Origin of the sequence: Pseudoclavibacter sp. AY1F1, assembly GCF_002931075.1 — a bacterium.
Lineage (GTDB): Bacteria > Actinomycetota > Actinomycetes > Actinomycetales > Microbacteriaceae > Pseudoclavibacter.
Window position 1 is genome coordinate 1 of sequence record NZ_PSTQ01000007.1, and the last position, 21,672, is coordinate 21,672.

The 21,672-nt window shown below is 66.8% G+C and carries 18 protein-coding genes, 1 tRNA gene and 1 riboswitch; of the genes, 8 read left to right on the forward strand and 11 right to left on the reverse strand.

From position 1 onward, the window contains the following. Window positions 1-61: 61 nt before the first annotated feature. A tRNA-Lys gene (locus C5B85_RS11550) sits at window positions 62-134 on the reverse strand. Between the two features lie 107 nt (window positions 135-241). On the opposite strand from C5B85_RS11550, the gene C5B85_RS11555 reads away from it, so the two are divergent. Further along, window positions 242-673: a DUF1801 domain-containing protein gene (locus C5B85_RS11555; protein ID WP_104286189.1), complete on the forward strand. Its 432-nt coding sequence runs from the start codon at window positions 242-244 to the stop codon at window positions 671-673. Here C5B85_RS11555 and C5B85_RS11560 read toward each other — a convergent pair. Continuing rightward, the gene (locus C5B85_RS11560) at window positions 588-1,730 is read right to left on the reverse strand and encodes an acyltransferase family protein (RefSeq protein ID WP_104286190.1); all 1,143 of its coding nucleotides are present in this window, start codon (window positions 1,728-1,730) and stop codon (window positions 588-590) included. The two genes, C5B85_RS11555 and C5B85_RS11560, sit on opposite strands and share 86 nt — an antisense overlap. 77 nt (window positions 1,731-1,807) lie before the next feature. On the opposite strand from C5B85_RS11560, the gene C5B85_RS11565 reads away from it, so the two are divergent. Continuing rightward, window positions 1,808-2,860 carry a MauE/DoxX family redox-associated membrane protein gene (locus C5B85_RS11565; RefSeq protein ID WP_104286191.1) on the forward strand — a complete coding sequence of 351 codons (1,053 nt, stop codon included), beginning with the start codon at window positions 1,808-1,810 and terminating at the stop codon, window positions 2,858-2,860. Window positions 2,861-2,974: 114 nt separating this feature from the next. After that, window positions 2,975-3,250, forward strand: a complete 276-nt coding sequence (locus tag C5B85_RS11570; RefSeq protein WP_104286192.1) for a hypothetical protein — start codon at window positions 2,975-2,977, stop codon at window positions 3,248-3,250. A gap of 108 nt (window positions 3,251-3,358) precedes the next feature. Here the strand turns inward: C5B85_RS11570 and C5B85_RS11575 are convergent, their stop codons facing one another. The 5 genes from C5B85_RS11575 to C5B85_RS11595 form a co-directional block, all read right to left on the reverse strand. After that, window positions 3,359-4,246, reverse strand: coding sequence for a bifunctional methylenetetrahydrofolate dehydrogenase/methenyltetrahydrofolate cyclohydrolase (locus C5B85_RS11575; RefSeq protein WP_104286193.1), 888 nt, complete (start codon window positions 4,244-4,246; stop codon window positions 3,359-3,361). Then, a complete protein-coding gene (glyA, locus tag C5B85_RS11580; RefSeq protein WP_308471336.1) occupies window positions 4,243-5,538 on the reverse strand; it encodes a serine hydroxymethyltransferase in 1,296 nt (431 codons plus the stop codon). The genes C5B85_RS11575 and glyA overlap by 4 nt, the downstream gene beginning before the upstream one ends. Before the next feature lie 49 nt (window positions 5,539-5,587). Beyond that, window positions 5,588-5,672, reverse strand: a riboswitch (ZMP/ZTP riboswitch). Window positions 5,673-5,675: 3 nt separating this feature from the next. Then, window positions 5,676-6,305, reverse strand: coding sequence for a Pr6Pr family membrane protein (locus tag C5B85_RS11585; RefSeq protein WP_104286194.1), 630 nt, complete (start codon window positions 6,303-6,305; stop codon window positions 5,676-5,678). Window positions 6,306-6,404: 99 nt separating this feature from the next. Then, entirely contained in the window at window positions 6,405-7,031 is a 627-nt protein-coding gene (locus tag C5B85_RS19800; RefSeq protein WP_374953096.1) for a helix-turn-helix domain-containing protein, read from the reverse strand. A gap of 535 nt (window positions 7,032-7,566) precedes the next feature. Next, on the reverse strand, window positions 7,567-11,040 hold the full coding sequence (locus tag C5B85_RS11595; RefSeq protein ID WP_104286196.1) for a proline dehydrogenase family protein: 3,474 nt from the start codon (window positions 11,038-11,040) through the stop codon (window positions 7,567-7,569). 83 nt (window positions 11,041-11,123) lie between these two features. Here C5B85_RS11595 and C5B85_RS11600 point away from each other — a divergent pair, with 83 nt between their 5' ends. Beyond that, window positions 11,124-12,047 (forward strand): LysR family transcriptional regulator, encoded by a 924-nt coding sequence (locus C5B85_RS11600; RefSeq protein WP_104286197.1) that lies wholly within the window; start codon window positions 11,124-11,126, stop codon window positions 12,045-12,047. On the opposite strand, the gene C5B85_RS11605 is transcribed toward C5B85_RS11600, so the two are convergent. Next, a complete protein-coding gene (locus C5B85_RS11605) occupies window positions 12,019-13,254 on the reverse strand; it encodes an MFS transporter (protein WP_181064406.1) in 1,236 nt (411 codons plus the stop codon). The genes C5B85_RS11600 and C5B85_RS11605 overlap by 29 nt on opposite strands. Before the next feature lie 170 nt (window positions 13,255-13,424). Here C5B85_RS11605 and purU point away from each other — a divergent pair, with 170 nt between their 5' ends. Both purU and C5B85_RS11615 read left to right on the forward strand, forming a co-directional pair. Next, entirely contained in the window at window positions 13,425-14,282 is an 858-nt protein-coding gene (gene purU / locus C5B85_RS11610; protein ID WP_374953097.1) for a formyltetrahydrofolate deformylase, read from the forward strand. Between the two features lie 555 nt (window positions 14,283-14,837). Continuing rightward, entirely contained in the window at window positions 14,838-15,440 is a 603-nt protein-coding gene (locus tag C5B85_RS11615) for an endonuclease domain-containing protein (protein ID WP_181064407.1), read from the forward strand. A 159-nt stretch (window positions 15,441-15,599) separates the two neighbouring features. On the opposite strand, the gene C5B85_RS11620 is transcribed toward C5B85_RS11615, so the two are convergent. Further along, window positions 15,600-16,172 carry a TetR/AcrR family transcriptional regulator gene (locus C5B85_RS11620; protein WP_104286200.1) on the reverse strand — a complete coding sequence of 191 codons (573 nt, stop codon included), beginning with the start codon at window positions 16,170-16,172 and terminating at the stop codon, window positions 15,600-15,602. Between the two features lie 87 nt (window positions 16,173-16,259). Between C5B85_RS11620 and C5B85_RS11625 the strand changes: the two genes are divergently transcribed. Next, window positions 16,260-16,532, forward strand: a complete 273-nt coding sequence (locus C5B85_RS11625) for a hypothetical protein (RefSeq protein ID WP_181064408.1) — start codon at window positions 16,260-16,262, stop codon at window positions 16,530-16,532. Continuing rightward, a complete protein-coding gene (locus tag C5B85_RS11630; protein WP_104286201.1) occupies window positions 16,529-17,446 on the forward strand; it encodes an NAD-dependent epimerase/dehydratase family protein in 918 nt (305 codons plus the stop codon). Before C5B85_RS11625 ends, C5B85_RS11630 begins: the two co-directional genes overlap by 4 nt. Before the next feature lie 224 nt (window positions 17,447-17,670). On the opposite strand, the gene C5B85_RS11635 is transcribed toward C5B85_RS11630, so the two are convergent. Then, entirely contained in the window at window positions 17,671-19,821 is a 2,151-nt protein-coding gene (locus C5B85_RS11635; protein ID WP_258070746.1) for an anthranilate synthase component I, read from the reverse strand. A gap of 24 nt (window positions 19,822-19,845) precedes the next feature. Then, window positions 19,846-21,663, reverse strand: a complete 1,818-nt coding sequence (locus C5B85_RS11640; RefSeq protein ID WP_104286202.1) for a hypothetical protein — start codon at window positions 21,661-21,663, stop codon at window positions 19,846-19,848. Between the last annotated feature and the right edge of the window lie 9 nt (window positions 21,664-21,672).

A 21,672-nucleotide genomic window follows, 5' to 3' on the forward strand; every position in this document is an offset into this window, starting at 1 on the left:
GTACCTGACCGGCGAGGTCGACGATGATGCGCCGTTGCGTACGGTCGAGCAGGGAGAAGAGTGGGCCCGGTGGGGCTCGAACCCACGACCCGCGGATTAAAAGTCCGATGCTCTGCCAACTGAGCTACAGGCCCCACAATCGCCAGGCGTGCGGCGACCGTGGGGAATCCTATCGCGAATTCGGACTGCGATTGGGCCTCGGCGTCCGCTCTTTGTCGGAGGCCGGCGTCATAATCTCGTCATGGCAGAAACAAAGACAAAGCCGTCCGACGTCTCACCGGACCTCCTCATCGACCAAGCCGAGCCTGCAGGCAGGCGCGAGGATGCGCGCATCCTGAAGGAGATCATGGATCGAGTCACGGGCGAGGAGGCCGTGGTCTGGGGGCCGACGATGATCGGTTACGGCACCTACCACTACACGTACGAGAGCGGCCACTCCGGCGACGCCATGATCCTCGGCTTCTCGCCACGCAAGGCGTCGATGTCGATCTACGGCCTGCAGATGTGGGCGCCGGAAGGACTCATCGAACAGCTCGGCAAGGTCAAGCTCGGCAAGGACTGCATCTGGGCCGGCCGCTTCTCGTCGCTCAACCTCGACGTACTGGAAGAGCTGGTTCGGATCGCGTGGTCGAAGCGGAGGAACCTGCAAGCAATGTTCCCGGCGGGTGCCTGAGCGAGAGCACACCGATGACCCGCTCGAGCGGGCCAACACCGAGATACCGGCGCCACAGAACGGCAAACACCATGCACACCGCCATGATGCCGATCATCGTGAGCACGCCCTGCGGCTGCCGGTAAATCAGGCCGGGACCCGCCAGCCAGTTCTCCTCGCCGAGCAGCAGCTGCGACCAGATCGCCGTCAAGATCAGCACGTGCAGGCAGTAGATGGAGAACGCCATCGTGCCCATGTCGGCGAGCGGACGGGTCAGTCGGTTGAACCAGGTGCGCATCCGCTCGCCCGAGAAGTCGCCAAGCAGCTGGATGCCCGCGTAGGCGAGGAGCGCGAGCCCCAGGTCCCGGGCCTCGTCACCGTAGGAACCTGACTGCGCCACGCCTGTCGTCGCTTCCTCTAGGCGGCGCATCAGCAGCGACGCACCGAGCAGCGCTGCTCCCCCACCGAATACCAACGCCGTGCGGCGCAGGTTGCCGAGCTGCCATCGCGCCAGCAGGAAGCCGATCAGTAGCATCGGCAGAAGATTGGTCAGGCGATAGGCCGAGCCGAGCACCGTCCAGTCGAGGAGGAGCGCGGTCGGGTCGAACATCGAGGTCGGCGAGAACGCCGACGTGAGCGCCCAGTTGCGCGCCACCTCATTCACGAGCGGGGCCGCCGCCAGGAAGACGAGCGCCGCACCCGCCGACCACGCCGCCGGCAGGAACAGGAACGGCGTAGCCACGAGCATCATGATGCCGAGGAAGTCGAGCACGATGAGCACACCTGAGAAGTTGATGCTCAGCAGCAGACCGACCAAGATGAGCACGATCGCCTTGATCACCCAGGAGATCGCGAAGAAGCTCTTGCGTCGCGAGTCCCAACGCGCTGCGTCACGCAGCTGGTAGCCGGCGGTCACTCCGATCACCAGCGCGAACAACGGCGAGGCGGCGTCGTTGAGGAAGTGGAAGAGCACTTCGAGCATCCGCGGTTCGCGGTCGTCGAGGAACACGACCGTGTGAGCGATGATCATGGCGAAGATCGCGAAGCCGCGCACCACGTCGAGGGAGTTGAGGCGCATGCGTCGATCTTCGACGGCCCTGCGCCGCCGGTCAAGCTCGGCCGCTCGACTCGCCGCGAACCAGCGATAATGGACGAGTGCTTCCCACCTTCGTGATCTTTCCCGTTCTCGTCGCCTGCGTGCTCATCGCCAGCGGAGCCTTGAAGCTCCCGCAACGTTCCCGCACGCTGCAGTCGTTCGCAGCCTTCGGCGTACCTGCGGCGCTCCGGAAGCCGTGGACTGCCGTCGCCCTGCCGGTTGGCGAGATCATCCTTGGAGCCGCGCTGCTCCTCCTGAGCGGGACCGCCTACCTCGTCGCCGCCGCCCTCTCGACCCTCCTCATGGCCGCCTACCTGACGGTCGTCGCGCGCAGCGTAGCTAAGCGTCAGGCGGTCGACTGCAACTGCTTCGGCGCGCTCAGCACAGAACCGGTCAGCCAGATCACGATCTGGCGGAACGCCGGGCTCACCCTCGCCGCCCTCCTGTCCCTCTTCCTGCCTTGGATGTGGCTCGGAGTTCCCATCCAGCTGGCGCTTTTCTCGATCTCTGACTGGATGTGGCTCCTCGCGGTCGCAGTCGTAGCCGTGATCGGCATCGTCGCCAACCTGGCCAAGACCTCGGCGACCCCCGTGACATCGACCGGCAACGGCGCCTCTGGCCAGGACTTCGAGCTTGTCGAGCAGGGGCCCGACCTCATCTCCGACCCGAGCGCCCGCGACATGATTCCGCACAACCTCGAGCTCGTCTCAGGAGACGGCTCCCCCGAGCTCCTCTACAACCTCGTCGTCGTTCCGCAGAAGACCACCATCCTCATCTTCGCCAGGGTCGGATGCGGCTCCTGCGGCCCCGTGCTCAGCCAGATCGGCGACTGGTCACGGCGTATGGGCGACGACGCTCAGATCATCGTCGCCACGTCCTCGAGCCGCGCCTCCGTCAAGAAGACGTACCCGAGCGCTCTGCCCTCCACCTATTTCGGGGCGAAGGCGGTGACCGAATTCTTCGAGGCTGAGGCCACTCCGGCGGCGCTCCTGCTCGCCGCAGACGGAACCATCGCCTCCGCTCCTGAGTACGGTAGCGAGATCATCACGGAGCGCGTCGAGCAGCTCCTCGCCTCGTTCGACGCGCAGCGCCAGGCTCAACCGCAGGGCTGAGCCCCTCCACGCAAATCCGTCGCAAATCGGTCGCGCGGCCGAAGCGTCTGCTACCTCCCTGCTCGTACCGTGAAGGTGTCGGGATCAGCCCCGGCCCAGCACTGGAGGAACACCATGAGCGAGCAATACGTCGTCATCACCGAGACCGTCAGCATCAGCGCGGTCGGCACGAAACTCGGCCAGTCCGAGCCGGTGAGCACTGAAGCCGAGGGCCTGGATTTGCTTGAGCAGGTCGCGCGCGGCGTGTTTCCCGACCTCCACACGCCCCACCGCCCGGGCCGCACGTTCCGCGTGAGCGAGACCGAGTACGTGGACCGCCGCGAAGGCAAGGCGCTGCCGAAGAAGCAGACCCGCATCACGCTTGCACGAGTCGTCGCCACCCGCGACTGAATCAACACAGTCGCCACCCGCGACTGAAGAGCGGCGGATGCGGGAGGTACAGCGGAGGGCCCGAACAGTTCATCGAACTGCTCGGGCCCTCCGCCATGCGTGCGGTGGCTAGACCGCTGGGTTCAGGCGCTCGGCCTGCTCGACGACATTCTCGAGCAGCAGCGCCCGCGTCATCGGGCCGACGCCGCCGGGGTTCGGCGACACCCAGGCCGCCACGTCCCAGACGCCGGGGTCGACATCGCCCGCGACTTTCGATTTGCCCGTCTCCGGGTCCTCGACTCGGCTGACGCCGACGTCGAGCACCGCAGCGCCAGGCTTGACCCACTCCGGGCGAACGATTCCCGCGACGCCGGCGGCAGACACGATGACGTCGGCCTCGCGTGCGAGGACGCCGATGTCGGGCGTCCCCGTGTGCGTGAGCGTGACCGTCGCGTTGTTCTCGCGGCGGGTGAGGAGCGGCCCGATGGAACGGCCGACCGTCACGCCGCGCCCGATGACAAGCACGTGCTTGCCGTTCAGCGAGATGTCATTGCGCCGCAGCAGCTCGATCACACCGCGAGGAGTGCACGGCAGCGGCGTCACGATCGGGTCGTTGGCGTTGAGCACAAGGCGACCCAGGTTGGTCGGATGCAGTCCGTCCGCATCCTTCGACGGGTCGATGCGCTCGATGACACGGTCCGTGTCGATGTGCTTCGGCAAAGGTAGCTGCACGATGTACCCGGTGCACGCTGGGTCGGCGTTGAGGCGATCGATCTCCGCCTCCAGCTCCTCCTGCGTGGTCTCCGTCGGCAGGTCGACGCGAATCGACTCGATGCCGACCTCGGCGCAGTCGCGGTGCTTGCCCGCGACGTACCACTTCGAACCGGGGTCTTCGCCGACGAGGATCGTGCCGAGTCCGGGCACTACGCCTCGCTCCGCGAGCGCGGCTACGCGCTCACGGAGCTCGGCCTTGATCTCTGCCGCGGCCTTCTTGCCGTCGAGTGCGGCAGCCGTCATGCTTCGCCGAGGCCCGGGTAGAGCGGGAACGCGTCAGCGAGCGCCTTCGTGCGGGCACGGAGTGCTGGCACGTCGGCGTCTGGCAGCAGCGCGAGGGCGATGACATCGGCGACCTCGGTGAACTCGGCGTCGCCGAAGCCACGCGTTGCAAGCGCCGGCGTTCCGATGCGCAGACCAGAGGTGACCAGCGGCGGACGCGGGTCGTTGGGGACAGCATTGCGGTTGACGGTCACGCCCACTTCGTGGAGGAGGTCCTCGGCCTGCTTGCCGTCGATCTCCGCGTTGCGCAGGTCGACGAGGATGAGGTGCACGTCGGTTCCGCCCGAGCGGACCGAGATGCCGGCATCGGCAACGTCGGCCTGCTGGAGGCGGTCCGCAACGATCTTGGCGCCGCGCAGCGTGCGCTCCTGACGGTCCTTGAATTCGTCGCTCGCCGCGAGCTTGAACGCCGTCGCCTTGCCGGCGATGACGTGCATGAGGGGTCCACCCTGCTGGCCGGGGAAGACAGCCGTGTTGATCTTCTTCGCCAGGTCGGCGTCGTTGGTCAGGATGAAGCCAGAGCGCGGGCCGCCGATGGTCTTGTGGACCGTGCTGGACGTGACGTGGGCGTGCTGCACCGGGTTGGGGTGAAGGCCTGCCGCCACGAGGCCAGCGAAGTGCGCCATGTCGACCCACAGGTACGCGCCCACCTCGTCGGCGATCTCGCGGAACTTCGCGAAGTCGAGCTGACGCGGGTACGCGGACCAGCCGGCGACGATGACCTTCGGCTTGTGCTCGAGGGCAAGCTCGCGCACCTGATCCATGTCGATCTGCGAAGACTCCGCGTCGACGCCGTACGCGACGATGTTGTAGAGGCGGCCGGAGAAGTTGATCTTCATGCCGTGCGTCAGGTGCCCGCCGTGGTCGAGCGAAAGGCCGAGCAGGGTGTCACCCGGACGCGCCAGTGCGTGCATGACCGCGGCGTTCGCGGTGGCTCCCGAGTGCGGCTGGACGTTCGCGAACCCGGCACCGAACAGCGACTTGGCGCGCTCGATGGCGAGGTTCTCTGCGACGTCGACAACTTCGCATCCGCCGTAGTAACGACGTCCCGGATAACCCTCGGCGTACTTGTTGGTGAGGACACTGCCAGTGGCCTCGAGGACGGCGCGCGGAACGAAGTTCTCGCTGGCGATCATCTCGAGCGTGGAGCGCTGGCGGTCGAGCTCCTGCTCGAGGACCGCGGCGATCTCAGGGTCGACTTCACTCAGCGGAGCATTGAATGAATCCAGGGGGGCGTTGAACGTATCGGTCACGAAGACTCCTTCAGGAAACCGGATGGCACGGCGAACATGTGGTCGTGAACCGGCGAGCCCAGGCGAACGGCTCGAAAACCCGAAGAGCCGCTCCCTGGTGGTGACCCACCTGAACGCCAGTCGCAGCCGTGAGAAGTCTAGCGCGACTTCGCCGACGACCGCGAGAGCAGAGTCACAAGCCAGGTGAGGGCGACGCCGAGCACCACCAGGCCGATGATCGTGAGCGCGACCGGCGCGTATCCCTGGTCGGTCGGGTTCAGGAACGGGTACGGGTACCAGCCGATGAGGTTGCCTCGCACAAGCGAGAACGCGGCGTACCCGGCGGGGAAGATGAGCCAGATAAGAGCCGTGGCGAAGCGGATGCGCTTGGTCGGCCGGTCGACAAGCAGGTCGATCAGCATCACGACCGGCATGACGTAGTGCAGCACCGTGTTGTTCCACGGCACCGCGGTGAAGGCGACATCCGTGAGCCCGGAGAGCAGCAGCGCGAATCCGATGCCGACGATGAGGATGTACACCGCGACTGCTGCGCGGAAGGCGTTGACTCGCGCCCCTTGCGCGTTCGCGGCAGTCGCCACCGCGCTGATCAGCAGCGACAGCACGACAAGCATGTTCGTCTCGATCGTGAAGTAGGCGAAGAAGTTTGCCGGCACCCATGTGCCGCGCTCCATGATTGTCGCGATCTCAGACACGATCGAAGAGAACGCGAGCAGCCCGAATCCGATCTTCGCGATGACAAGCGCTGGGCGGTGAATCGAAGAGGCCACGGGAGTCCTTCTGTCTGCGGCGGGGGAAACGGACTTCGCTGCGCGATGCACCTTGCAGCAATCGCCGTGCACAGTAGCCGCAGACATGAGCGTACGCGGTCAGACGCGCTCTCTGCGGTAGTCCGCGGGTGTCACGCCGAGCCGCGTCAGGAAGTGCCGACGCATCGTCGTCCCATCGCCGAACCCCGCGGCAGCGGACACCTCGCTGAGTGGAAGCATCGGCTGCTCCACCAGCAGCGCTGCAGCCGACTGCACTCGCCTGGCGGCGATGAGCCCCGCGACGCCGTCACTCTCATCCGCCAGGTCGCGGTAGAGCTTCCGCCTGCTGATGTGCAGGGCACGAGCGATGCTGTCCGCATCGAACCCCTGGAGCACGTGGTATTTCTCTATGAGGTCGTGGACCGCGGCCTTCAGCTGCAGCGACTGCTGCGCGGGCGTCATCACCGGGGGTGCGACCTGCAGGAGCGCGGCGCGCAGGAGGTCGTGGAGCACCGACTCCGCGACGACTGAGGTGCGCTGCGCACCGTTCGCCATGGTCGCGGACTCGACCAGGTACCGCCCGACGAACGCGAGGAAAGCCGCTGTGAGCGCCGTCTCAGGCAACCGCAATGGCCACTCGACGATCGTGAACCTCGTGTCATGCGCGATGTCGTTGATGGGGACTGCTAAGCCGAGCGTCTCGACAACTCCGATACCCGCCGTGGCGAGCGGATGTGCGGAGTTCACGACCAGGATCTCCCCCGGATTGAGGACACCAGATTGCTTTCCATTGCGAAATTTCAAGGAGCCGCGGAGCACGGCGATCGCAATGAGCTTCTCGCGTTGATCGCGACTGAAATCCTCACGATCCCGTTCGGCGCCGGAGCTTGTACGAAGCGCGCCAAACAGCTGCACCGACCCCACGGAGACGCTCAGCGAGTAAGCGTGGAAATCCGCGGCGCCCGCCACACTTGGGGGCTTCGCGGCACCGACAAAGTCCGCGAGCCCCAATTCCCCGTGGAATTGCTCGAATGATCCTGGAGCCAACTCATCGGTGGAGAAATACGCGTACGGCTCCCCCGTGTGCGCGATCCTGGCAATCCACGCGCTGAGATCCTGCTTCGAACTCCCCAGCACTGACTACCCCCGGAAACGACCCACGCTAGCTTTTGACCAGGATACCGAGGTTTCCGCGACCGCGAATCGAAGGGTATTCAGTGCATGTTGATCAGTGCGGGTGGATCAGTGCGTGTGGATCAGCGTGTGGATCAGTGCGTGTGGATCAGCGTGAGAGGAGTCCCTCGGTGAGGCCATTTGGCGTTCCGAATCGATGCGCCGTAATGGATACCGCCTGCTCTCGCAAGAATGGCAGCATTTCCACGCGGCCGGATTCAGTGACTTCACCTGAATAGACGGCAAGGTCGACACGGCCATTGATTGCACGCGCGAGCGCAACGGCATCGCCCCCGATCAGGCGCATCCGCCCGGCCCGAAGCGATGCGGCGGATCCGAGGAACTCCGCGTCCGTCTCGGTCCTCATCGGTACGCCCGCACCTGCCAGTGCCGCCTTCACGGAGGACGGGAGCTCGATCCCGGTCGATACGCGAAGCCGAGCCCCGGCGACAAGACCAGCAGCGACCACCCTGAGGAGGTCAGCAACCCTCGAATCCTCCGAGAGCCGCACGGGAATCTCACCGGGGAACGTTAGGTAGCGGAACACGTTGCGCTCAGCGTAGAGCGACTGCACGTCCCGATCTCGCCCGAACTCCTCAGCCCACGCCTGCGCGTCGCTCCCCAGCGCTCGCTCGAGCATCGCCGCGTCTGCGGTGCTGAGCAGTGCCGACTGCACCTTCGCGACCGCCCTGGCCGCATCAAGGATCGACTGTGCGCCCGCGTCAGCGATCGGCGAGACGACGGACGCCGCAGAGCGCTCCCACGTGCCGAGACCGACCAGGTAGTTCGGCCCGCCCGCCTTCGTCGTGCATCCGACGACCGACTTCTTCCAGCCGCCGAACGGCTGGCGCTGCACGATGGCGCCAGTGATGCCACGGTTCACATAGAGGTTGCCCGCCTGGATCGTGTCGAGCCACTGCGACACCTCGCCACGATCGAGCGAGTGAATGCCCGAGGTGAGCCCGTAGTCGACCTCGTTGACGATCGCGATGGCCTCCTCGAGCGTGTCCGCCGTCATGATGCCGAGAATCGGGCCGAAATACTCGACGAGGTGGAACTCGGAGCCGCGCTGCACGCCCGCGCGCACGCCCGGGCTCCAGAGCTTGCCGCTGTCGTCGAGCTGACGAGGTTCGACAACCCAGCGCTCCCCAGCGCCGAGGCTCGTGAGGCCATCAAGCAGCTTGCCGGAGGCCGGTGTGATGATCGGCCCCATCTGCGACGCCGCATCCCACGGGTAGCCCACTGTGAGCGAGCGCACCGCGTCAAGGAGCTGCTCGCGGAAGCGACGCGAGCGCTGCGCCTGCCCGACGAGCACCACCAGCGACGCGGCCGAGCACTTCTGCCCGGTGTGACCGAAGGCCGAAGCGACGACGTCCTTCGCAGCGAGGTCGTAGTCGGCGCTGGGAGTCACGATGATGGCGTTCTTGCCGCTCGTCTCCGCAAGCAGCGGCAGCTCGGGGCGGAACGACCGGAACAGCTCCGCCGTCTCGATGCCGCCCGTCAAGATCACCCGGTCGACCGAAGGGTTCTTGATGAGCTCGCTTCCCAGCTCCCGGTCCGAGAACTGCACGTACTGCAGCACCTCACGCGGCACCCCAGCCTCCCAGAGCGCCTCGACCATGACCGCGCCGCAACGCGCCGCCGGCCGAGCCGGCTTGATGATGACGGATGCGCCCGCCGCGAGCGCCGCGAGGGTCGAGCCGGCGGGGATGGCAACCGGGAAGTTCCACGGCGGAGTCACGACGACGACCTTCGAGGGCACAAACGAGGCGCCATCGACGTCGTCGAGGCCGCGCGCCAGCTCGGCATAGTAGTGGGCGAAGTCGATGGCCTCGGAGATCTCGGGGTCCGACTGGTCGAGAGTCTTCCCCGCCTCGGATGCGGCAACTTCCATGAGGTCTGCGCGGCGGCGCTCGAGCGCATCCCCGGCTCGGTGGAGGACCTCGGCGCGCTCGGCACCCGATAGCGCACCCCACGACTGACTGCCGGTCACCGCGCGCGTGACACGTGCATCCAGCTCGCCAAGCGAGCCGACGGTGTTCGACTCGATCGTCTCCGCACCGAGCATCGAGCCCTCGGAGCGTTCGCGGATTCCGCGGGCCCACACCTGGTTGGCGGGCAACGAAGGATCCGTGTCTGGCGTCTCCTCGAAGCGGTCGGCTGGGAGTTTGACGGGCTCCGCAGTGCGGTCCTGCACACGATTGCTCGCCGGCACAGCACGGTCGAGCGCATCCAACGACGCGACGAAGCGCTGCGACTCGCGCTCGAAAAGCTCCTCGTTCTCGGCCAGCTCGAACACCGCCGACATGAAGTTGTCCTGGCTCGCGCCTTCCTCGAGGCGACGAATGAGGTACGCGATGGCCACGTCGAACTCCTGCGGGTGCACAACGGGCACGTACAGCAGGAGCGAGCCGACCTCGCGTTTGACGACCTCAGCCTGGCTCTGCGCCATGCCGAGCAGCATCTCGTACTCGATGCCGTCCGTCGCACCACGACGCTTGGCGAGCAGCCACGAGAAGGCGACGTCGAACAGGTTGTGGCCGGCAACGCCGACCCGCACGTTCTTCACGCGCTCACGGGTGAGCGCGTAGTCGATGACGCGCTTGTAGCTCGTGTCCGAGTCCTGCTTCGTTCCCCACGTGGCAAGCGGCCAGCCGTGGAGCGAGGCCTCGACGCGCTCCATGGGCAGGTTCGCGCCCTTCACAAGGCGCACCTTGATGGGCGCTCCTCCGCGAGCTACGCGCTCCGCCGACCAGTCCTGCAGGCGGATCATCGCCGAGAGCGCGTCAGGCAGGTAGGCCTGCAGCACGATGCCAGCCTCGAGACTCAGGAACTCAGGCTCATCGAGGATGCGCGTGAAGACCGCCATGGTCATCTCGAGATCCTTGTACTCCTCCATGTCGAGGTTGATGAACTTGCGCGTCGGACTGTTCACCGCGAGCCGGTAGAGCGGGACGAGCTCCTCGACGACGTCGGCCACAGCCTCGTCGAACGCCCACGGCTGGTGGGGCGCGGTGGTCGATGAGACCTTGATGGAGACGTAGTCCACGTCGTCGCGCGCGAGCAGCTTCGTGGTGCCGTCCAGGCGACGCGCGGCCTCCTTCTTCCCCAGCACGGCCTCGCCGAGGAGATTCATGTTGAGGCGAACGCCCTTGCCGCGGATCTGCTCGATCGCAGGTCCCAGCTTCGCATCCGTCGCGTCGATGATGAGGTGGCCGACCATGTCGCGCAGCACCTTGCGAGCCGCAGGGACAACAACCCCCGGCAGGGCGGGAGCGACGACGCCTCCCACGCGCACGGCGCTCTTCATGTACCAGGGCAGGAAGCCGGGCACCTTGTCGGCGATCGAGCTGAGCTTGCGAGCGGCGACCTTCAGGTCCTCGGGGCGCACAACCCCGTCAACGAAGCCGACCGTGAAGTCCAGGCCCTGCGGGTCCTTCAGCACCCCGGCGAGCTGGGCGGCGGACGCATCCACCGGAATTTCTGCCGCCTCCGTCAGCCAGCGGCGCACAAGCGCGATGGCCTCCGGCGCGAGGTCGGTGAGGGAATCTGCGGGGAAGACAGGCGTCACGGTGGCGGTCATGTGACCCAGTATCGGCACCCGACTTCAGTTAGGTAAAGTGAAGGTAATTGACTGTTTTGCATCAGCACGTGTGATGATTGACCATGCTCGACGTTCGCAAGCTCCGACTCCTCCGCGAAGTGCAGCTGCGGGGAACCCTGGCCGAAGTCGCCAAGGCCCTCAACTTCTCGCCCTCCGCCGTCTCGCAGCAACTCTCAGCCCTCGAAGCGGAACTCGGCGTCGAACTCCTCCGCAAGCACGGGAGGCGTGTGCAACTCACCCAGCAGGCCGAGATCCTCGCCGGCCACACCGCGGAGATCCTCGAACGGCTCGAGATCGCCGAGCAGGAGGTGCTCGCCTCCACCAGCCGTGCCGTCGGCACCGTTCGCCTCGCCGTCTTCCAGTCAGCCGCGCTCACGCTCATCCCTTCCCTCCTCCGTGTGCTCGAAGACGAGCATCCCGGATTGCGCATCGAGATGGTGCAGCACGAACCCGAATCGGCGCTCTTCGACACCTTCGCGGGCGACTTCGACGTCGTCGTCGCCGAGCAGTACCCTGGCCACGCCGCACCCCACCACCCCGGGCTCGACAAGCGACTCCTGACGGGCGACGCGCTCCGCCTCGCCGTTCCGGTCGACTCCCCCGTGACCAGCCTCGCCGACGCCGCCGGCCTCGCCTGGGTCATGGAGCCACAGGGATCAGCGTCCCGCCACTGGGGTGAACAGCAGTGCCGCGTCGCCGGCTACGAACCCGACGTGCGCTACGAGACCGCCGACCTGCAGGCGCAGATGCGGTTCATCGAGACCGGCCACGCCGTCGGGATCCTCAACGACCTCACCTGGGCCCACGCAGTACCCAACGTGCGCTTCCTCCCCCTCGCGGGCGAGCCGCGGCGCGAGATCTTCACGTCCATCCGCACGGCCAGCGCGGCGTCGCCGACGATCGCCGCAGTCCGAGAGGGACTCGAGCGAGTTGCCGACCAGCTCAGCTCGTCTGAGCTCAGCCCGTCTGCTGCAGCGGGCGCTTAGCCAGCACGGCGTCGAGCACGAGCGCGCTCACGAGGCCGAGCCCGACCATCGCGAGGAAGAACACGGGCAGCGCGACCAGCCCAGCCGCATCCAGCAGCAGGCCACCGACCAGCGCTCCGGATCCGATACCGAAGTTGAAGCCGGACGTGTACAGCGCGCTCGAGAGATCGCGGTGGCGAGACGGGGCGGCGTTCAGGATGCGCGACTGCAGCAGCGGCGGCAGCACCCCCATCCCGAGACCCCAGATGACCAGCGCGATGAGCGCAACCGTCGTGTCATGCGCGAACAGCAGCAGGGTCACCGCGACGAGCATGAGCAAGTACCCGGTCGCGAGGCCGACGCGAGGCCGCGCCGTGAAGACGACCCCGGCAAGCGCAGTGCCACCAGCTGACGCGATGCCGTAGGCGAACAGCACGAGGCTCAGCGTCTCGACGGGGAAACCGATGACGTCGAGCGAGTACGGCGAGATATACGAGTAGAACGCGTACTGGGCGGTCATCGTGATGAGGGTGATGACGCACAGCAGGATCACCGTCAATAGGGAGCGCTGAGCGAAGCGGATGCGCTTGACCGGCACGGCGGGCTCGTCGGAGTCATCAGGGAGCGCGATAGGGCGCGTGTAGAACGAGTCGTCGAGGTGGTTGACACGCGGCAGTAGGAACCAGAGCAGCACCGCCACGAGCAGGGTCACGACCGCGAGCGAGCCGAACGCGAACCGCCAGCCGAACGCCTGGCCAAGCGCGGTGCCGATGGGCACACCGAGGACGTATGCGATCGCCCCACCACCGAGGGTGATGGACACCGCCCGGGTGAGCAGCTCCTTCGGGGCGATGAGTGAGATGTACGAGGCCACAACCGCCCAGAACACGCCGTGCGCGAGGCCCGTGACGACGCGCGTCACCACCAGCCACGCATACGTGGGGGCGAACGCCGAGGCGATCGACCCGACCGCGAAGACCGCGAGCACGACGACCAGCAGGGTGTGACGGGGGACGCGCTTCGTGATGGCCGTCAGCGGCGTGCTCGTGAGCACAACCGTGAAGGCGAAGATCGTCATCAGCCAGCCGATCTCCGCACGGGTGGCACCGAGATCAACCGTCATGAGCTCGAGGAGCCCGGTGGGCAGCATCTCGATCGTGACGCTGATGAATGTGGAGAACGCGAGCGCGATCAGAGGGACGAGCGGCAGCCTGGGGGCAGACGTCATCGTAGGAGCAGAGAGAGAAGTCATTCGCAGTATCCGAACGGCGCACTCCGGGCGAGCGGGAAACCTCGTCAGGGAGTCGACTGCGTGCGTACCGGCACGCCGGGGGCCGAGCGATACGCGCGACCATTGACGAGTCTATACGTTGGCGGCAAGACGGCTACCCTGAACTGGTGATTCAAGAAGCAACTCGATGGGTGCTCACCCTCAACTGCCCAGACCAGCCAGGAATCGTGCACGCCGTCACGGGAGCCATCGTCGACTCCGCGGGCAACATCGAAGAGCTCCAGCAGTTCTCGTCGATCGACACCGGACGGTTCTTCATGCGCGTGGACGTGCGCACCGATGCCAGCCGCGAGGAACTCCTCGCGCGCCTCGAGCCCGTCGCCGAACGGTTCAGCGCCGAGGTCTCCCTCGACGAGGCGGGCCGCCCAGTGCGCACGCTTGTCCTCGCGACGAAGGCCGGCCACTGCGTCAACGACCTCCTGTTTCGCCAGCGCTCCGGCCACCTGCAGATCGACGTCCCGCTGGTCCTCGCCAACAACGAGGCACTCAAGGATCTCGCCGAGTTCTACCGGGTGCCCTTCGAGTACCTCCCCGTCACCGGACCCGACGAGAAGGCCGCCTTCGAAGCGCGCATCCTGCAGGTCGTCGACGAGCAGCAGATCGAGCTGGTCGTACTCGCCCGCTACATGCAGATCCTCTCCCCCGAGCTCTGCGCTGAGCTCGCCGGCCGCGCCATCAACATCCACCACTCGTTCCTGCCAGGCTTCAAGGGCGCGAACCCCTACCGCCAGGCGCACGCCCGCGGCGTGAAGCTCATCGGAGCCACGGCGCACTTCGTGACAAGCGACCTCGACGAGGGGCCGATCATCGAGCAGAACGTCGTTCGAGTCGACCACACTCGCACCCCGCAGGAACTCATGGCCATCGGCCAGGACGAGGAGTCCCGGACCCTCACGCAGGCCGTCAAGTGGTTCTCCGAGCACCGCGTGCTCCTCGACGGGCAGCGCACGATCATCTTCCACTGATCTGATCCGTCCGGGTCGGGTCAGTCGGACCGTTCTGAGCGACCCAGAACCTGCTCGGACCGGCTTCACCGGCGTTCGCCCACAACCTCTGTCCAACATCGGTGCAATATCGCCGCTCTCGACGCCTAAGGCGACAGAAAACGCGAAGATTGCACTGATGTTGGTCAGGCAACTCCCGCATCGGCTGCCCGTGGACCGGGCGTTGTCCACAGGAACAGCATCCGCCGGTCGCGGAGACGCATTGCGCGATTCAGTAGGCGCATGCCGAAGAAACTGCCACCTCAGCCGTTCACAGCGCCGCTCGGCGGCGTTTTCTCGAGGAAAGAGTGGAATGAGAGCGGCAATACTCGCCGTTCGCTCGAATCGCTTGTCCGAAACGGCTCTGTCCAGCGCCCCGCGCCCGGCTGGTACTCGACCGCCGGGGCGTCCGTGGAGGCGATTCGGGCCGTGAGACTCCGCGCTCGCCTCACCTGCTTGAGCGCACTGTGCGTTCATGGCGTCTGGACACCACCGGACAGCAGCCTTCACGCCAGAATCGCCACAGGAGCCCGCGGCGTGACGACCTCACGCGCTACAGCTGGCGACCCGACTGTCATCTGGCACCGGTGCGCCCGCAACCGCGGCGAGGGTCTTGCTCTGCGCGCAATCGACGATGTTGCGCTCTCCCTGAGCTGTGCCCTCACGTGTTTGCCGGTGAGAGACCTCGTCATCGTCGCGGACTCGGCGATCCAACTCGAAAAGATCGGCCACAGTGCGCTGAAGCTCCTGGCGGAACCACTTCCGTCGCACGCCAGGAAGAAGCTCGAGTTCGTGGACGGGCGCAGCCAGTCCGGCACGGAGAGCATAGTTCGTCTGTGGTTTCAGCTCAGGGGGTTCACACCGAGACCGCAGACCTGGATCTCGGGGGTCGGGTTCGTCGACCTCGTCATCGGGGAGCGCCTGGTCATCGAGTGCGATTCCCGCGCTTTCCATGCAGACGAAGACCGCTATCGAACAGACCGCGAACGCGACCTCGTTCTGAAGTCCAAGGGCTACCGCGTGCTTCGACTCACCTACGAGCAGGTCATGTTCCGCTGGCCAGAGGTTGAGGCAGCGCTGCTCGCCCTGCTCGCGAGCGGCGCGCACCTGGCTTCCGGCTCCCGTCGACGTAAAGCTTGACCAATATGAGTGCAATATTCGGCGCTGGAGCGCCTGAGGGCACTAGAACGTTGAAATTTGCACGGATGTTGGACACGCCGGATTGCCGGGCTTGGGCGACAGTGGAGTGACGATCGCGGCGACGGGTCGGCGAAACCCAAGGCTGCGAGAGCAACGCGGCTAAGCGACTGACGCGGCGACGGCGGTGACCTGAGCCGCGAGAATCGACCTGCGGTCGGCGTGGTCAGATGCCCCGTCCAGCATGATGTCGCGAAGCTGGCCGAGTGTCCACCAGCCGTTGACCAGCGTGACGACGCTGAGCAGCACGTGCCGCGACTCCGCCTCGCTCATTCCGGGGCACGCCGAGCGAATGGCGGCAGCTTTGCCGGCGCAGCGTGCGATGCGCTCCTGGAGCGCGAGTCCGCCCTTGATCTCGAGCCCCTCCCAGGCCAACAGTCTCGGCAGCTCCGGATGTTCGTCGTAGCGGTCGAAGAGGGCCACCGCGTAGGCGCCGACTGCCTCCGGGCCTTCGCCTGTGAGCTCGGCAGCGTCGAAGATGCGCAACAGAGCATGCTGGAGGACACTCCCGAACAGCGCTTGCTTGTCGCCGAAGTACTGGTAGATACGCTCCTTGTTGACGCCCGCATCCTTTGCGATCGCGTCGACCCTGGCACCGGAGCAGCCGCGTTCGCTGAAGTGCGTCGTCGCGGAGTCAAGAAGGAGCTGCTTCGTGCGTTCCGTGTCCCAGGCCATGTCCCATGGTACCAACTCCAACCATACAGTTGCTTTTGCTGACGATCACCCCTAGGCTCCAATTCCAACCAAACGTTTGGAGTACCCATGCCACCCGTCACAGTCCACGAGCGCGCCTTCATCACCTGGCTCGCGATCTTCCCCCTCGTCTCGATCGTCGGCGCCCTACTCGCCACGTTCACGAGCACCTGGCCCGGCCTGCTGGCGACGGCGCTGCTCACCGCCATCGTGGTTTTCCTCGCCGTCTACTTCGTGGTGCCACAGCTCACGAAGCTGTACCTCCTCGTTGCTCGCCGCGGCCGCAGGGCCGGCGACGGCATCGCGCCCCCTCCCGCCCCTCCTGCCGAACCAGCCGCATGAGGACCCTTGTCGTCGGAGCGAGCGGCGCAGTCGGCAGCAGCATTGTCGAGAACCTCGAGGCCCACGGTCATGCGGTCACGCGAGCCGCGCGGCGACCGTGCCCGGGCGCTGTGCAAGTCGATCTGCGGCACGAGCTGGAGGCATTCGCGACGCTCGCGGGCGAGCACGACGTGGTCATCAACGCGTCAGGAGTCGAGGTCCCCACCGTCGCCCTGCACCTTCCTGGAGCAACTCTTGTCGACATCTCCGCGACCGGTGCCTACCTCGGGGCGCTTCGGCGCACAGCCGACACGGTCGGAGCCTCAGTCGTGCTCGGTGCGGGGCTGGCACCCGGCCTCAGCACCGCGCTTGTCGGCGAGCTGGATGCGCAAGACGGCGACGAAATCGACGTCGCGATCATGCTCGGTTCCGGCGAGAAGCACGGGGCCGCCGCCGTCGCCTGGACGCAGTCACTCGCCGGATCCGAGGTCACCTCCCGACCGGAAACCGAGGTGGTCACCAACTTCCGGGCGCGGCGAACACTTCGAGGCGGCGACGGCAAGCGCCGCATCTACCTGCGGGCCGACTTCCCCGACCACACGCTGCTCGGCGGTCGCTACGACGTCCGAAGCTACTTGGCGCTGAGCTCACGGCCGGTGACCGCCGCGCTCGCGCTTGTCGGTGCCGCCCCTCGGCTCTCGACCCTGGTCAGTGCGGCGCCCGCCATCGGCGACGACACCTGGGCGCTCGCCGCGATCAACAGGCGGACGGGCGAGCGGCGCGGCGCGTCCGGACGCAACCAGTCGGCGGCTACTGCCGATCTCACGGTCGCGCTCGCCGAGCGCTCGGCAGCGGTTGGACCGCACGGCAGCGTGACCGCGCACGATCTGGCGAGCTCCGAGGAGCTCCTAGCTGCGCTCTGCGCTCGCCCATAACTCGCTCTGACCAACTTGCGTGACGGGGAGTCGCCGATCGAGGGCGAACGCGCCGGATCAGAGCCATTCATCACGAAGTCGGCCGGAAGCACCGGCAGGACACCGATGCGACAGCCGCCGCAGGACAGCCGGCAACCCGCGCCCGAGCGGTCGCCAAACTGGGGCGGCGCCCCGGCTCGGGCACCAACCAGCAAGCCCAGCCAGGCGGCTACCCCGGTCGACGCTCAGGCGGCGGGCACGCGCGCGGGGATGCGCTCCATGACGGCCTCGATGATGCGCTTCCCTGCCGAATCGCGCAACGTCATGAGCGACTCCGGGTGGAACTGCACGGCGAAGATCGGCAGTTCCCGGTGCTGGATGGCCATAGGGATGCCGTCATCGTCGGAGGCAACAAGAACGAGGCTGTCGGGCATCGTGGCCGGGTCGATGTGCAGCGAGTGGTAACGGCCCGTCAGGAAGCGCTTGGGGAGGGCGTCGAGGAAGCCGGGGTTCGTGACGATGACATCCCGCTCCTGCCCGTGCAGCGGGTACCCGAGCTGTCCGAGGGAAGCTCCAAAGTACTCCCCGATGGCCTGCTGGCCGAGGCAGACGCCGAACACGGGAAGGGAGCGTTCGACGATCTCGTCGAGCAGCTCGGAGGACTTGAAGTCGCTTGGCGACCCCGGCCCCGGCGACATGACGACAAGCGAGGGCTGCTGCTCGTCCAGGATTTGCGCCATCTCGGCGCGCTCGATGCCGCCCTTGGGAATGCGCACGGTGCGCACTTCTGCGCCGGTCTCGCGCATGTACCCGGCGAGCATCTGCACAAACGAGTCCTCGTGGTCGAGGAAGAGGATGCGGTGGCCTGCCCCGCTGAGTGAGGGCGCCACTTCGTCAACCGGCTGAGGCGGCACGGACTCGGCCGGTGCATCGAGCGCCTCAAGCAGCGCGGACGCCTTCATCTCAGTCTCGAGCTCCTCGGCGGCGGGGGTCGAATCCATGAGCAGCGTGCCGCCCGCGCGAACCTCGGCGATCCCGTCGCGGATCATCGCCGTTCGGATGGTGAGGCCCGTGTTGACGTCGCCGTTAGCGAGGAGCACGCCGATGGCGCCGCCGTACCAGGTTCGGGGGCTGCGCTCGTGCTCGTCGATGAAGCGCATGGCCCAGATCTTCGGGGCGCCGGTGACGGTGACGGCCCACATGTGCGTGGCGAATGCATCCAGCCCGTCGAACTCCGGGAGCAGTCGACCCTCGACGTGGTCGACCGTGTGGATGACCTTCGAGTAGAGCTCTACCTGGCGCCTGCCGATGATCTTGATCGATCCCGGCTCGCAGACGCGCGACTTGTCGTTGCGGTCGACGTCGGTGCACATGGTGAGCTCGGAGCGGTCCTTGTCGCTGTTGAGGAGCTCCAGGATGCGGTCGGCATCCTCGATCGCGTCGACCCCGCGTGCGATGGTGCCGGAGATGGGGACCGTCTCGACGCGGCTGCCGGCAACCCGCACGAACATCTCGGGGCTGGCACCGACGAGGAATTCCTGGCCGCCGAGGTTCATGAGCGCCGCGTACGGGGCGGGGTTGTTGCGCTTCAGGTACGCGAAGACGTCGGCCGGGGTCGTGCGGACGGGGCGACGAAACGCCTGGCCCGGCACAACCTCGAACAGATCGCCGCGGGCGAACGAGGCCTTCGCCGACTCGACAAGGGCCGCGTACTCCCCCGGTTCGTGATCGCGAGATGGCTGGGCGGATGCCGCGGGAGCGATGAAGGGGCTCAGCACTTCGGTTCGGGGCATCCCGTCCGTGCTGGTCTCGCCGTCGGAGAACTCGAAGTCGTGCCGCATGGCGTCACCGCGCTGGCGGTCGACGGCGAGCACGGAGTCTGGCAGGAACACCACGAGGTCGCGCTGGTCGCCGCCGTTCGGGGCGTCGAGCGCCTCGATCTGCCGCACGAGGTCGTAGCCGAACGAACCGTAGAGGCCGAGGTGCGGCACGTCGTCCGGCATCGTCTCGATGATGGCGCGCAGCACGCTGAAGCTCGAACGCCTGCGAGTTCGGCGCTCCTCCGGGATGATCTCGTCCCGTTGCGAGGTGACGTCGATCTCAACCTCGCCGTCGGCAAGCACCCGAACCGTGACGCCGTCGAGTCGCTCGAAGGCCTCGGTGAAGGCGCGCAGCGGGATACTCCCCCGCTTGTTGAGGGCGCGCATCCGCAACGCGAAACCGCGACCCTCGATCATGAGCGGAGGATCGATGAACCCGATGTCCCATCGCGTGTACCTGCCCGGGTACTCGACGCCGGACGAGAGCACGACTCCGTAGCGGTCGTTGAGACCGGTCTGGATGTCGTCCATCTCCTCCGGACTGGCGGCACGGGAGGTGTGGGAGATCGTGAGCACTGGGTTCCTAGGTCTTGGATTCGGTCAGAGGCGTTCCGCGATGGCGGCAGTTGCGGTGCGCCACGCGTCTCGCGTCGCCGGCTTGAGGCTGGCGACGCTCAGCTCACCGCCGCCGACGAAGGCGTGGTCGTACGGTACCTCAACAACGGCGCGGGTGAGCCGCTCGAAGTGGTGATGCAGGCGCTCGGTGAGCGCCTGGTCTTCCTTCGCGGAGGGACTCGACAGAATCGTGACCGCGTTCTCCAGCTTCTCCCCGAACCCACGCTCGCGCAGGCCGTCGGCGAGCCAGGCGGCCGATGCTGCCGTGTCCTCTCGCGCGGTGGAGACGATGACAAGCTGGTCGGCGACGTCGAGCGCCGCTTCCCAGTTGCTGGCGCGCATGTTGTTGCCCGTGTCGACGACAAGCACGCGGTAGAAGCGGCTGAGCGTGCGGTGCATGCGCGAGAAGGCTTCGGCGTCGATGATCGCGGCGGAGGCCGCGTCGTCATCGGAAGCTAGGACGTCGAACTGCGCGTCACCCTGAGGACGCACGAAGCGGTCGACGTCGGCGATGGTAGCGCCGCCCGAGACCTCGAAGCGCGGCAGCTGGCGGAGGAAGTCGACAGCCGTGTTGCGGTGGTTGCCGGCGTGCGATCGCCACCCGAGGGTTCCTCGCGTCTCGTTGTTGTCCCACGCGAGCGTGTAGCCGCCGCGGATCTCACCGAACGTGGCGGCGATCATGAGCGTCGCGGTGGTCTTGTGCGCGCCGCCCTTCGGGTTCATGACGACGACGGTCCTCGAGCCGTCGAACTGCCGCTGCACGCGGCGGATCTCGTCGCGCTTGACGCGCTCCGCTTCGCCCGGCCCGAGCTTGATGAGGCCGCCGGTGCCGAGGCGGAGGGCACTCCGCCACCCCTGCTGAGCCGGCGCTTCCGGGACTGCCTGCTTGTCTGCGAGCAGATCAGCGAGCGTCGGGGCAGAGGTGTCGCTCTTGCGGCGTTCGGGCGCCGTGGTGGATGCGGCTCGCGCGACGGACGCGGCGGACGCGGACGCGGCAACCGGAGCCGTGCTGGTCGCCTGCGGTGGGAGGCCAGGCCGGATGACGTCCCGCGGCCCCGTCTCGACGTTCTCGATCTCGTCCAGCTCGCGCTGCGCTCGAGCATCTCTGGGGAACCTCGGCTGCCACGGCTGCGTGTCCTCGAGGCCGTCCTCGTCGATCCGGTCCTCGAACCAGACGGGAGGCGCGACTGCATCAGCGGTTGGCGCGCCGCGACCGGCGCCGTCAGCCTCGTACTCGAGTCGTGGCTCCGGCTGCGCCTGCTCGAACGGCGACGCTTCCTGCGCGGGCTCGGGCCCGTCCTCGTGGTCCAGCGCGTGGTGCATCATCTCGACTCGTGGGATGCGCACGGTTTCGTGCACGTTGCCCTGCGGCAGGAAGCCGTCGCTGTTGGCTCCGACGGACGCCTCGTAGCCGCCGTCGACCTGCGCTTCGCCACGTGTGGGAGAGCTGGCTTGTGCCTCATCGACGCCCGCAGCGGCGCCCGCTTCAGGGCCGCTCAGCTTGAGCCGGTCGGTCAGCTCATCCTCGCCGGGCGCGAGCTCTCCGACATCACCGGTCTCGATGAGGCTGCCATCGGGCGAGACGCGGAGGGGGAACACGCCGTCGATGTCGATCGTGCGGAGGTCGATGACGATCTGCTCACTCGTCGCACGGTCGACGACGCGCGTCATGATCTCGTTGCGGAGCTCGTCTGCGTCGGCAGCGATGATGCGCTCGACCGAGTCGCCTTCCCGAATCTCGCCGACGCCGTCGCGACGGATCAGCACCTCCAGTGCGAGGACGTCCGGTTCGGCAGTGGTCATTGCAGCTCT